General features: G+C 62.1%; 9 protein-coding genes and 1 pseudogene. 6 read left to right on the top strand and 4 right to left on the bottom strand.

Annotated features, from left to right (window positions below):
* The first annotated feature begins 7 nt into the window (after positions 1-7).
* Positions 8-643 (top strand): DUF1345 domain-containing protein, encoded by a 636-nt coding sequence (locus tag GVL61_RS05785; RefSeq protein ID WP_159977944.1) that lies wholly within the window; start codon positions 8-10, stop codon positions 641-643.
* 34 nt (positions 644-677) lie between these two features.
* On the opposite strand, the gene purL is transcribed toward GVL61_RS05785, so the two are convergent.
* Positions 678-2837 (bottom strand): phosphoribosylformylglycinamidine synthase subunit PurL, encoded by a 2160-nt coding sequence (gene purL, locus GVL61_RS05780; RefSeq protein WP_159977942.1) that lies wholly within the window; start codon positions 2835-2837, stop codon positions 678-680.
* Positions 2838-2980: 143 nt separating this feature from the next.
* Between purL and GVL61_RS05775 the strand changes: the two genes are divergently transcribed.
* From GVL61_RS05775 to queA, 5 genes are all read left to right on the top strand, one after another.
* Positions 2981-3235, top strand: coding sequence for an exodeoxyribonuclease VII small subunit (locus GVL61_RS05775; protein WP_159977940.1), 255 nt, complete (start codon positions 2981-2983; stop codon positions 3233-3235).
* A 3-nt stretch (positions 3236-3238) separates the two neighbouring features.
* A complete protein-coding gene (locus tag GVL61_RS05770) occupies positions 3239-4147 on the top strand; it encodes a polyprenyl synthetase family protein (RefSeq protein ID WP_043972933.1) in 909 nt (302 codons plus the stop codon).
* Positions 4147-4662 (top strand): pantetheine-phosphate adenylyltransferase, encoded by a 516-nt coding sequence (coaD, locus tag GVL61_RS05765; RefSeq protein WP_159977938.1) that lies wholly within the window; start codon positions 4147-4149, stop codon positions 4660-4662. Before GVL61_RS05770 ends, coaD begins: the two co-directional genes overlap by 1 nt.
* A 117-nt stretch (positions 4663-4779) precedes the next feature.
* A complete protein-coding gene (locus GVL61_RS05760; RefSeq protein WP_159977936.1) occupies positions 4780-5463 on the top strand; it encodes a peptidylprolyl isomerase in 684 nt (227 codons plus the stop codon).
* Between the two features lie 94 nt (positions 5464-5557).
* On the top strand, positions 5558-6586 hold the full coding sequence (gene queA / locus GVL61_RS05755) for a tRNA preQ1(34) S-adenosylmethionine ribosyltransferase-isomerase QueA (RefSeq protein WP_159977934.1): 1029 nt from the start codon (positions 5558-5560) through the stop codon (positions 6584-6586).
* Positions 6587-6646: 60 nt separating this feature from the next.
* On the opposite strand, the gene GVL61_RS05750 is transcribed toward queA, so the two are convergent.
* The 3 genes and pseudogenes from GVL61_RS05750 to GVL61_RS05740 form a co-directional block, all read right to left on the bottom strand.
* The gene (locus GVL61_RS05750; protein ID WP_159977932.1) at positions 6647-7222 is read right to left on the bottom strand and encodes an invasion associated locus B family protein; all 576 of its coding nucleotides are present in this window, start codon (positions 7220-7222) and stop codon (positions 6647-6649) included.
* 37 nt (positions 7223-7259) lie between these two features.
* A complete protein-coding gene (locus GVL61_RS05745; protein WP_159977930.1) occupies positions 7260-11696 on the bottom strand; it encodes an autotransporter domain-containing protein in 4437 nt (1478 codons plus the stop codon).
* A gap of 204 nt (positions 11697-11900) precedes the next feature.
* Positions 11901-12038, bottom strand: a pseudogene (locus tag GVL61_RS05740) (IS5/IS1182 family transposase); the annotation flags it as partial.
* Positions 12039-12166 lie beyond the last annotated feature (128 nt).

Below are 12166 nucleotides of genomic sequence, written 5' to 3'. Positions count from 1 at the left end.
AGCAGAGATGTCGGTACGCCTCAGCCACCCTCGTTACCTGCTATTCCTTGCCGTATTCGCGCTGGCGGCGCCTGCCTTCACCCTGCTTCTGCGCGGTGCAGAAGCGGTGATCGCCGGTTTCGACCTTGCGGTCTTCGCTTTCGCTGCGTCGTGCGTCCCGCTCTGGATCAGGGGCACCCCCGAAATCATGCGGTGCCAGTCGCTGCGGGACGATGCCGGACAGTTCCTGGTTCTTATCCTCAGCGGCGTCATCAGCAGTGTGGTGCTGGTCGCGCTGAGCCTGCTGATACTCGACAAGGGCGCGCTGAGCGCGGGCGGGATCGCCCTGCTGGTGCTCACGCTGGTGGCAAGCTGGACTTTCACCAACCTGATCTTCGCGTTCCACTATGCGCGGTTATATTACTCGCCGCGCTCCGGAGGGGATCATGAAGGTCTTGATTTTCCGGGTGATTGCACGCCGGACTTCTCAGATTTTGTGAACTTTGGCTTGGTCATCGGAATGACGTGCCAGACCGCGGACATCGCGATCACGAAGACCTCGATGCGCCGCGTCTCGACCTTTCACGGCCTGTTCGCTTTTGCCTTTAACCTCGGCATCCTGGCGCTGAGCGTGAACGTGCTGGCGGGCGCCGGACCGGGGTAACGCCGCCCCGAATTTGGTTCAGGGCGGCGAAAGATCAGGCTTCCATCCAATCCCTGAAAAAGGCTTCGTTGGCTTCGCGCAGCACCGCGATTTCGACTCCTGCAACGGTGGTGCCGTTGACAGAACCGATCTTCACTGCGCCTGGAAGCACGGTGCCCGCAGCCGCCGTCAGCACGTAGCGCGACTGGTCTTCACCAAATGCCTGCGCCGTGGTGAGATCACCATCGAGGATGCAGCCAAGGCCGCTCGCCAGCGCCATTTCAGCAAGCGCGACGATGAGGCCGCCGTCGCTCACGTCGTGGACGGCCGTCACCTTGCCCTCGCCGATCCAGCCGCGCACAGTCGCACCATTGGCGGCTTCAGCATTGAGGTCGACCACCGGCGCATCGCCGCCCTCACGCTCGCCGATGTCCTTGAGCCAGAGGGACTGACCAAGGTGCGTGCCCTCGCCGCCGAGCAGGAAGATGTCTTCACCCTCTGCCTTGAACGCAACGGTGGCCATCTTGTCGTGGTCCGCCAGCAGGCCGACGCCGCCGATCGCCGGGGTCGGCAGGATCGCCGAGCCGCCGCCGGTGGCCTTCGATTCGTTGTAGAGCGACACGTTGCCCGAGACGATCGGATAATCGAGCGCGCGGCACGCATCGCCCATGCCGTTCAGGCAGCCGACGATCTGCGCCATGATCTGGGGACGCTGCGGGTTCGCGAAGTTGAGGCAGTTGGTGATCGCCAGCGGCAGACCGCCAACGGCGCTGATGTTGCGATACGTCTCGGCAACGGCCTGCTTGCCGCCCTCATAAGGGTCGGCGTAGCAATAACGCGGGCTACAGTCGGTGCTGATCGCCAGCGCCTTTTGCGTCCCGTGCACGCGCACCACCGCAGCGTCACCGCCGGACTTCTGCATCGTGTCGGCGCCGACCTGGCTGTCGTACTGCTCCCAGATCCACTTGCGAGATGCGAGGTCCGCGCCGCCCATCAGTTTGAGCAGGTCCGCGCCGATGTCAGTCGTTGCAGGCACATCGCCCAACGCCGGAACGGCGGCCCACGCTTTGTATTCCTCAGCCGTGACGTAAGGACGTTCGTATTCCGGCGCATCGTCGGCCAGCGGACCAAGCGGGATGTCGCAAACGACTTCGCCGTCAAATTCCAGCACCATATGGCCGGTGTCGGTGACTTCGCCGATCACAGCAAAGTCCAGTTCCCACTTTTTGAAGATAGCCTCCGCCATCGGCTCCTTGCCGGGCTGGAGGACCATCAGCATGCGCTCCTGCGACTCGCTGAGCATCATCTCGTAAGGCGTCATCGCCTCTTCGCGGCAGGGCACCATGTTCATGTTCAGGCGAATGCCGGCGCCGCCCTTGCTGGCCATTTCGACCGACGAGGATGTCAGGCCCGCTGCGCCCATGTCTTGGATCGCGACGATGGCATCGGTCGCCATCAGTTCGAGGCAGGCCTCGATCAGCAGCTTCTCGACGAACGGATCGCCGACCTGCACGGTCGGGCGCTTTTCGTCGATGTCGTCACCGAAGTCGGCACTTGCCATGGTCGCGCCGTGGATGCCGTCGCGGCCGGTCTTCGATCCGACGTAGACGATCGGGTTACCTAGGCCGGTGGCGGCAGAGTAGAAGATCTTGTTGGTATCGGCCACGCCCACGGTCATCGCGTTGACGAGGATGTTGCCGTCGTAGGCCTTGTGGAAATTGGTCTCACCGCCGACGGTGGGCACGCCCACGCAGTTGCCGTAGCCGCCGATGCCCGCGACCACGCCCTTGACCAGATGCTTCATCTTGGGGTGATCGGGCCGGCCGAAGCGCAGCGCGTTCATGTTGGCAACCGGGCGCGCGCCCATCGTGAACACGTCGCGCAGGATGCCGCCAACGCCCGTCGCCGCGCCCTGGTAGGGCTCGATGTAGCTCGGGTGGTTGTGGCTTTCCATCTTGAAGATGGCGGCCTGTCCGTCGCCGATGTCGATGATGCCGGCGTTCTCGCCAGGGCCACAAATCACCCAGGGCGCTTCGGTAGGAAGCTTCTTCAGGTGGAAGCGGCTCGACTTGTACGAGCAGTGCTCGGACCACATGACCGAGAAGATGCCGAGTTCGACGAGGTTCGGCTCTCGACCCAGCGCGCTCAGGACGCGCGCGTATTCCTCGGGGTTGAGGCCATGCGCCTCGACGACTTCTGCGGTGATCGTGCTCATGGCACGCGCCTTAGCCATGTCGATGCGCGCGCGCTAGATGGCTTGTTGCGCGATTGTGCGGGTGGCGGTCCGGCCGGGCGATCACACCGTAATTTCGCGGGCGCCACCTTGACCGGCCCAATCCGGCCCGCCATTGCTGCGGCATGGCTTCCGAGACGCAAATCATCGATCCCCTCAGCTTTGAAGACGCCCTGCGCGCGCTGGAAACCATCGTGCGCCAGTTGGAAAGCGGCGACGTGCCGCTGGAGGACTCGATCTCGCTCTACGAAAAGGGTGAGAAGCTGCGCCAGCATTGCCAGAAACGCCTTGATGCGGCGCAGGCCCGGATCGAGAAGATCGTTGCCGGGCCCGACGGCGCTGCCGTCGGCACCCAGCCTTTCGATGCGCCGGATCGCTGACGCATGAGCGCCGTGGGCGTCCCCGATTCGCTGCTGGCTGACGGCCTTTCGCGCATCGCCGAAGAGATCGACAGCGCGTTCGATGCGCTGCTTCCCGTTCCTGACGATGCCCGCGCGCGCTTGATCGAGGCGATGCGCTATGCCGCGATCGGCGGCGGCAAGCGGCTGCGGCCGTTGCTGCTGGCATCCGTCGCAGAGATGTACGGCGTCCAGCGCGAGGCGGCGATCCGCGCCGCTGTCGCCATCGAATCGATCCATGTCTATTCCCTGATCCACGACGACCTGCCGTGCATGGACAATGATGCCCTGCGCCATGGCAAGCCGACGCTGCATATCGCCTTCGACGAGGCGACCGCGGTACTGGCGGGCGATTCTCTCCACGCTTTCGCTTTCGAAGTTCTGTCGGACCCGGTCACCAGCCCGGACCCTTTCACCGCCATCGAACTGGTGCGCACGCTTGGCGCTGCCAGCGGCGCACAGGGGATGGCGGGCGGCCAGATGATGGACCTCGTCGCCGAAACCAGCGAGTTCGACCTGCAGACCGTCACCCGGCTCCAGCAGCTCAAGACCGGCGCCTTGCTGGGCGCGGCGGTGGAAATGGGCGCTATTCTGGGCCGTGTGCAGCCGGAAGGGCGGGGCCATCTACGCGGCTACGCGCGCGATATCGGCCTGGCCTTCCAGATCGCCGACGACCTTATCGACCACGAAGGCGATGCTTCGGTCGCCGGCAAGGCGGTGGGCAAGGATGCGAAGGCCGGCAAGGAAACTTTCGTTTCGCTGCTCGGCCCGGACCGCGCGCGCGACCAGGCCCGAATGCTCGTCGAGCAGGCTGTTGGCCACCTTGCCCAGCACGGGCGCGAGGCAGACCTGCTGCGCAGCCTTGCGCGCTATATCATCGAGAGGGATCACTGATGGCTGTAGAACGCATCGGCGTTTACCCCGGCACGTTCGACCCGATCACCCTGGGGCATGCCGATATCATCCGGCGCGGCGCCAAGCTGGTCGACAAGCTGATTATCGGCGTGACCACCAATCCGTCGAAGAACCCGTTGTTCACGCCGGACGAGCGCATGGCCATGGTCACGCGCGAAGTGGCGACGATGGGGATCGACAACGTGTCAGTAGTCGGCTTCAACGCGCTGCTGATGAAATTCGCGCAAGTGCAGGGCGCTAGCGTGATAGTGCGCGGCCTGCGCGCTGTTGCGGACTTCGAATACGAATACCAGATGGCCGGCATGAACCAGCAGCTCAATTCCACCATCGAGACGGTGTTCCTGATGGCGGACGTGGGCCTGCAGCCGATTGCTTCCAAGCTGGTGAAGGAAATTGCGATGTTCGGGGGGGATATCGCGAAGTTCGTCAGTCCTGCAGCGCGCGAGGACGTGGTCGCACGGATTGCCCAGAACGGTCTTCTGGGAGACTACTGATCTGTGCGGGCTGGCGGGCCGACCGGAAATTCGTTCATTGTGTCGACAGCGGCCGCGCTCTATCGCGCAAAGCCTGGGATCGGCCGGATCCAGAAATAATTGGCCTGTGAGTAATCCATGAAGTTTCGCCTCCCCCTGACTGCGTTGATGTTTGGCGCTGCGCTCGTGGCTGCGCCGGCGTTCGCCAAGGACAAGGAGCCGGTCACCCCGGCACCTGCCGCGCTGCCCACCCTGATCGATACCGACATCACCCACGATCCCGACGATGTCCTCCTGCTGGACCTGTCGGACGGCGGCCGCGTTGCCATTCGCCTGATGCCGCAGTGGGCTCCCCACCACATCGAGCGGATCAAGACGCTGGCCAAGCGCGGCTTCTACAACGGCGTCATCTTCCACCGCGTGATCGACGGCTTCATGGCGCAGACCGGTGATCCGACCGGTACCGGGCAGGGCGGTTCCGACCTCCCTGACCTCGAAGCCGAGTTCAATTCGATGCCGCACCTGCGCGGCACGGTGTCGATGGCCCGCACCAACGAGCCGAACAGCGCGAACAGCCAATTCTTCATCGTGTTCTACCCGCGCTTTGCGCTGGACCATAAGTACACCGTGTTCGGCCGCGTGATCGCGGGCATGAACTATGTCGATGCGATCCAGCGCGGTGAACCGCCCGAGAACCCGACAAAGGTGATCCAGGCCTCGCTGGCTTCGGAGAACAAGCCGGCCCCCGCCCCGACACCTGCGGTCGCTCCTGTAGCGCCGGTGCCGACGGCAGCGCAGCTTAACAACTCCAAGTCGAACTGAACTTCGTTAGTTTCGCGGTGAGCAGGGCGGGATTCTCGCCGTCTGCTCACCCCGAGCTTGTCGAAGGGCCCGCACTGGTCTAGCCCGCCGCGCCATGCGCGTTGACCTTTTCGACTTCGACCTTCCCCCTGAAAGCATAGCCCTGCGCCCGGCGCGTCCGCGCGATGCGGCGCAGATGCTGGTGGTGGACGGGCAGGGTCCTTTCTCCGACCGCCATGTACGCGATCTGCCGGGCGCCTTGCGCGCGGGCGACGTGCTGGTGTTCAACGACACCCGTGTCATCCCGGCCCAGCTCGAAGGCATTCGGGGCGAGGCAAAGATCGGCGCCACCCTGCACAAGCGCATCGACTTGCGCCGCTGGCAGGCCTTCGTGCGCAATGGCAAGCGCCTGAAGGCAGGCGACGTCGTGGCCTTTCCGGCCGAGGTCACCGCTGTGGCCGAGGAGCGCCATGACGACGGCAGCTGGACCCTCGCTTTCCAGGGGGACGAGCCCGTCGAAGTGCTGCTTGAACGCGCGGGCCGGATGCCGCTGCCCCCTTACATCGCCGGTAAACGACCCACCGACGAGGCGGACGCCAGCGATTACCAGACCATGTTCGCCCGGGAAAAAGGTGCCGTAGCCGCGCCCACAGCCGCGCTGCACTTCACGCCGGAGCTGATGGAGGCACTAACCAACGCCGGGATCGGAAGCGAGACGCTGACCCTCCATGTCGGTGCGGGCACATTCCTGCCGGTCAAGGCCGATGACACCGCAGAACACCGGATGCATGCCGAATGGGGGCGTATCGACGCCGCCACCGCCGACCGCCTCAACGCCGTGCGCGCAGCTGGTGGACGGCTGATCGCGGTAGGAACCACCTCCCTCCGCGCACTCGAAAGCGCGACCGGCGAGGACGGCGTGATCCAGCCCTTCGAGGGCGACACCTCGATCTTCATCACCCCCGGTTACCGCTTCAAGGCGATCGACGGGCTGATGACGAATTTCCATCTGCCCAAGTCTACCCTGTTTATGCTGGTGTCGGCACTGATGGGGCTGGAACGGATGCAGGCGGTTTACGCCTACGCCATCGAAAATGGCTACCGTTTCTACTCTTACGGCGATTCGTCACTGCTTCTGCCCTGACCGATGGAGGCGGGTTGATCTGAGCCGTGAAATCCGCCTTCCCGAAAATCTTTGTTGCCGTCAGTTTTGATTCCCAAACTGAGATACTTTCTTCGTGCTTTGCAGCACTGCAATCCGATCCAAGGCCTGTCCGAACCCGCCAAGCGAAATCGGAAAGTCAATCGTCCGCCCGTCCCCTGCGGTTGCGAAGGAGATGTGAAGCAGGGCTGCGCTGCGGAGAGCCTGAATTGCCTCTTTGCCGAACTGCAGTGGCACCACGCATCCAGACGGCAGGCACGTCTTGAAAGGCAGCGGCGGTCCGGCCCTGTCGAGACGTAGAACGACGCCTTTGGCTAGATCCACGCCGAACGGCGTCAGCAGCGTGCCGACGGCGCCGTCCGGTACAGCCTGGATTTCGACGGCAATCGTTCGCTGGATACCTTCGCCTGACGCAGATCTTGTACCCTGTTGCTGGAGGATCGAGCATTTTGTCGCCTTTTCCACCTGAACACAGGTCACTTCCCAATCGCCGAAGCGCTCATGCAGTGCTGGCGTGGGACTGTTCGTTGCCGCGGCTGCTCCAGCGGCCAGAAACCCGGCCACTATCCCTCCGCCGACGCGCACGAAGTGTACGGCTCCGCCAAATTCAACCTTCACGCACAAAGGCCTTCGCGGATATTCAGCACATGCATCGTCAGAAGCGCCACGTCAGGTTACCCTTCACCCCATGATCCTGCACATTGCGCCCGGTCTGGCCGGAATACGACGCGCTGATGCTGATGCCCGATGCCACCGAGGCTTCAATCCCCGCCTGCAGTGCGGCTGCGTTCTTTGCTAACGGCGCGCCCGCAATCCCGAAGACCTGCGTACCTGCGTCGAAGTGCATGTCGGTGAACGGCGTCCGGTTGCCGAAGGCGCGGCGCCACCCGGTCGACCAGAACAGTCGAAGCGCTCCTTCATTCGCTACATCGACATTGCCGCGCAGGCCCAGGGTCGAGAAGGTGACTTGGGTCTTCCTGGACCGCCCAGCCAGTGCTGCGTCTCCGCCTCTTTCGGTAAAGGCATCGGTATGAAGGCTCACGTGGCTGACCTGTGCGAACGGCTCAAAGTAACCGCTATTTACGCTGATGCGGTACCCCGCCTCGCCGAACACCTGCGCGGTATTACCATTGTACCGTGATGCCAGATCATCGCTGAAGCCGGCGAACAGAACCGAGCGATCGATATTGAGTTTGTGCCAGGTATAGGCTGCGCCGATCTGCAGGTTCAACGGCCCGACATTGGCCCCGGCATAGGCCCCGAGATGGTAATTGTCGCTCTCGCCGGAATCCCGGTGCTGCGCTGTATTGAACTTCGAGCGACTGTAGCCGCCCATCACGCCGCCTCGCGCCGTATCGCCGAGCGATATGTCCGCGCCGGCCAGCAAGCCTCGGGCCGAGCGATGCAGGACGCCAGCGTTGCCGTTACCCGCGAGGGAGCCCCACGAGCCGTAACCATTGCCCCAGATGGAGACGCCGGGACGTTCGGCTTTCTTCCCATCGATTTCGGACAGTAGCCGTGCCGATACTGCATCACGCAGATACTGGCTATCCTGGATCAAAGCGCTCTTGGCGGAGGAGTGAATTTCACCCGATAGCTGCCGAAAGGCGCCTCGTGCTTCTTCGAAGGTTTGGACGTAGCCCAAGGCATTGCGCAGGCCGACTGCCGCGTCGAGCGCATCCAGAGCACCGGCGACGCTACGCTCATTGGGCGTAGTCCCGGCTGAGACGAAGCTGCTGGTCTGCGCCACATCAAGGTAGATGTTGCGGGCGTCATAACCGGCGACGAGATTATAGAAGGCCGATACCGCCGTATCGCCCGTCAGCGTATATGTGCCGGCTACACCGTTCGCCGTGGTGAGTACCGTATAGCGCGTACCGAGTGCGTAGCGCGTGCCAGGGTTCGTCCTGACCACGACCAATGCCGCGCCGTTAGCCAGAGCGGCGGCGCCCGATACGGCAATGCGGTCCGAAAGTGAAGTTCCGGCAGTCACTTGGACGGCGTAGGTCGAATTCGCCTGCTGCGCGACGTTGCCGTTCACGGCAAGCGTACCGACGGTTGCTCCACCCGGCGCGATCGTGGATCCCGATGACGCGGTGATGCCGCCAACGATGCCCGTGCCGGAAAGCTTGGTCCCGCCAGCGAGCGTCACCCGCGATGCCGCGAGGGAACCCATGACGTTCAGTTCACCCTGCGCGACGTTCGTCACGCCTGAAAGGCCGCTCGTCCCTGTCAGAGTAACGACGCCCGCACCCTGCTTGTTGAAAGTGCCGGTGCCGTTTACCGCGTTCGCGAAATTCGCGTCGGTCGATTGGTTTATGGCCAAAACAGAGTTGTTGAGGATCGCACCGCTTCCGAAGCTCGTCACGGAACCGATCAGGGTCCCTTCGGAGATCGTTGTCCCGCCCGAGTAGGTGTTCACGCCTGTAAACGTCGTGGTTCCCGTGCCGGTCTGCGCGACCGCTCCGGTGCCCGAGATCGTGCTTGCAAAAGTAACCACGTCGGAGCGGTTGAATGCCAGTTCCGCGTTGTTGAGAACGTTACCGACAATTGCGCCGCTTGTCCCGCCATTGCCGAGTTGAAGCGTGCCTCCGGAGATAGTCGTACCGGCGGAATAGGTGTTATTGCCGGTGAAGATCAGCGTACCGCCGCCTGTCTTGACAATATCGCCCGGTTCGTTCCCATCGGCGATCGTCCCGGCGACGGTTGCGGCGATGCCCGTGGCCACGTCGATCGTGGGATCGCCGCTCACGGTGATGGCGTTGCCGATTACCATATCGCTCTGGGTCAGATTGATCGCGGTGAACTCGCTCATGGCTAGTGTGCCTGTGCCGAGCGCATTGCTGTGCCCCAGCGAGAGGGTGCCGACGAGAAGGGAGGTGCCGCCGGAATAGGTACTGGCACCTTCCAGTGCGTAGCCCTGCTGCGCGGACAGTATCAACCCGCCTGCGCCGCTAATCAATCCGGCATAGGCGCCGCTGGCCTGCGTAAGCGTCAGGGTATTGCTACCCAGTTCGATCCCGCCCGCGCCCGTCATGGTTGTAAGCGCACGATCCCCGTCCGCGGCACTGATGTCGAATATGCCCTGCGTGCCTACGGCAACCGACGAGATGATGCTGCCACTGCCGCCGAGTGCCAAACTGCCCCCATTCACGGTAGTACCGCCGCTATAGTTGTTGGCACTGTTCAGCGTGAGCAAGCCGCCGCCGGTCTTGGTGAGGCTGGCCGTGCCGGTCAGTGTGCCAGCTATCATCCCCGACTCCGCGTCGATGGTATCTCGCACATCGGCGACCACGGTATTCGCGAGAGTTCCGTTCAACATCGTGTAGCTATCGAGGGTCAGCGTTCCGTTCAGAATTGTTGCACTGCCTTGCGTCAGTGATGCCTGTATCTGGCTTGTTCCTCCAAGGTCGAGCGTTCCGCGATTGATGGTGGTGCTGCCATCGGCAGATCCCAGCGTACCTGCGCCGCTCAGCGCTAATGTCCCGTCTTCGATGACCGTATTGCCGGTGTAGCTGTTGGCGCCGCTCAGTTCGACACCATCGGTGCCTGTCTTGGCGAGACCGGCAGTTCCGGTCAGCGTGCCGTTGATCCTCCCCACCTGTACATCGATTGTGTTGTCGGCATTGACCACCGAATTGCTAGCCAGCGTGCCCCCGGTCAGAGTGTAGCTGCCTACTGCGAAAGTGCCATTCTGGACGGTTCCGCCGGTCTGCGTCAGCGAAGTCTGGGTCTGGCTCGTGCTACCCAGGTCAAGCGTTCCGCCATTGAGCGTTGTCGTCCCGCTGGTCGAACCCAGCGTTCCCGTGCCGCTCAGCGCCAATGTCCCGGCATCGACGACAGTGCCGCCGGTGTAGTCGTTGGCGCTGGCCAGCGTTACGGTGCCGTCGCCGCTCTTTGTAAGCCCGGCTGTTCCGGTAAGCGCACCATCGACCGCGCCGGCCTGCGCATCAATCGTGGCTGCGGTATCAATAACTGCGCCGCTTGCCAGCGTGCCGCCCGTCAGCGTGTAAGTACCGACAGTGAATGTTCCGTTTTCGATAATGCCGCCAGCCTGAGTCACCGAAGCCTGCACTTGGCTGGTTCCACCGAGGTCGAGCGTCCCGCCGTTCACTATGGTCGAAGCGCCATCTGCGCCAAGCGTTGCGGTTCCGGCGAGTATGAGTGTGCCGGAGTTGAGCGTAGTGGTTCCCGTGTACGTCCCGGGACCAGTGAGTGTCACCTGGCCACCGCTACCGGAATCCTCATAGGTAATGACGCCCGGCGTTCCCGCTGCAGTGTCCGAGAAGGCGCCCGACAGCACGGTCGCGTTGCCGTTCATGTCGAGCGTGTTTGTAGCTGTGCTGTCCAGAGAGAAATTGTTCGAATAGGTCTGGTCAACCTGATCGATCAGGAGAGTACCACCCGTGAAACTCGGGTTCACCGATGTGCCGAGGTTGCTCGAACCATAGCTTGAATTTGCAGTGTCGATATCGTTTGCTTGCCCCGGCACGGTCACACCGCCGTTCGAAGTCACGGTAAAAGTTCCAGACGAAACAGCATTTCCAGCCGGAGTCCAGACTTGGGTCAGGCCGCTCGTGCTGGCATAAGCGAACGTATAAGTGCCAGTGACGACATCGTTGAAGGTTGCAGCCTGAAAATTATATACGGCGTTGTTTGGAGTCGAAACCAGTGAGTTGCCGTCTGCGCTGACGTAGAAGAAGTTCTGTCCAGGCGTTAGGCCGGCGGGGAGCGCGCCGTCGGGAGCGTTGCTCAGCAGGATGGAGAACGCCTGCGTACCGACTGTCGAGCTATCGGCCCGATTTAATTGCACAGCGCCTTCTGCCGAGACGATACCAGAATGCCAGCTCCCATAGATGATCTGGACATTGAACAAGCCGGCCGCCGAGCCGTCGGATACGAGATAGCCCAAAGCATCGGTATGAGCACTCGCTACATTTGCGCCAACCGCGATGCCGGCGGCTGCAGCAGCAAATATCGCGGATCGTGCGCAGCGCGACGTCATTCGCGGGCTATTGGCAAGAAGGGCCAGAGGTGCAGTACTCAAGTAGTGGCGGTGGTTGATCTTGTGGCGCCAATTCCGGATTGCCATTCAACTTGCCTCCTGCAAATATTCGTTTCGATGATATGATGATTTTTATTTTATTATTTATTGATCGTAATTTCCGGGTAATTTGTAAGAAATTTCAAATATATCTTGATCATTGGGCCCAAATAAATTCCCTTCGTCATTCTTTGTGGGAAGAATAAATTTTTATCAATTCTGTGTAATTACCTAAATTCCGTTTGAGAATGCTTATGGGTGGGCAATTCTGCGGAGCATGAGGCTGCCGAGAGCGACATGGCTCATGGCCTCGGAGACATGGATCCGCTGCTCGTAATCGCGAACGAGCCGTTTCCAGCGCATCATTCAACCGAAGGTGCGCTCCACGACCTAGCCCGGAAAATTCATCGTGTTGGTCAGCGCAGGCCAAGATTTGGATTTTGGGCAGGCGGCGGGCGCGTAGCGTCATTGCCGGAGATGAGCCGGATTTGAGGGTGATTGAGGTTTGCGGGTTGAAG

Origin of the sequence: Novosphingobium sp. 18050 (genome assembly GCF_902706195.1) — a bacterium.
Lineage (GTDB): Bacteria > Pseudomonadota > Alphaproteobacteria > Sphingomonadales > Sphingomonadaceae > Novosphingobium.
This window is presented reverse-complemented; position numbering and strand designations above follow the sequence as displayed.

Coding starts and splice junctions, on each gene's coding strand:
- purL (WP_159977942.1), bottom strand. CDS start 2,837: ATGAGCACGATCACCGCAGAAGTCGTCGAGGCGCATGGCCTCAACCCC.
- coaD (WP_159977938.1), top strand. CDS start 4,147: ATGGCTGTAGAACGCATCGGCGTTTACCCCGGCACGTTCGACCCGATC.
- GVL61_RS05770 (WP_043972933.1), top strand. CDS start 3,239: ATGAGCGCCGTGGGCGTCCCCGATTCGCTGCTGGCTGACGGCCTTTCG.
- queA (WP_159977934.1), top strand. CDS start 5,558: ATGCGCGTTGACCTTTTCGACTTCGACCTTCCCCCTGAAAGCATAGCC.
- GVL61_RS05775 (WP_159977940.1), top strand. CDS start 2,981: ATGGCTTCCGAGACGCAAATCATCGATCCCCTCAGCTTTGAAGACGCC.
- GVL61_RS05760 (WP_159977936.1), top strand. CDS start 4,780: ATGAAGTTTCGCCTCCCCCTGACTGCGTTGATGTTTGGCGCTGCGCTC.
- GVL61_RS05785 (WP_159977944.1), top strand. CDS start 8: ATGTCGGTACGCCTCAGCCACCCTCGTTACCTGCTATTCCTTGCCGTA.
- GVL61_RS05745 (WP_159977930.1), bottom strand. CDS start 11,696: ATGGCAATCCGGAATTGGCGCCACAAGATCAACCACCGCCACTACTTG.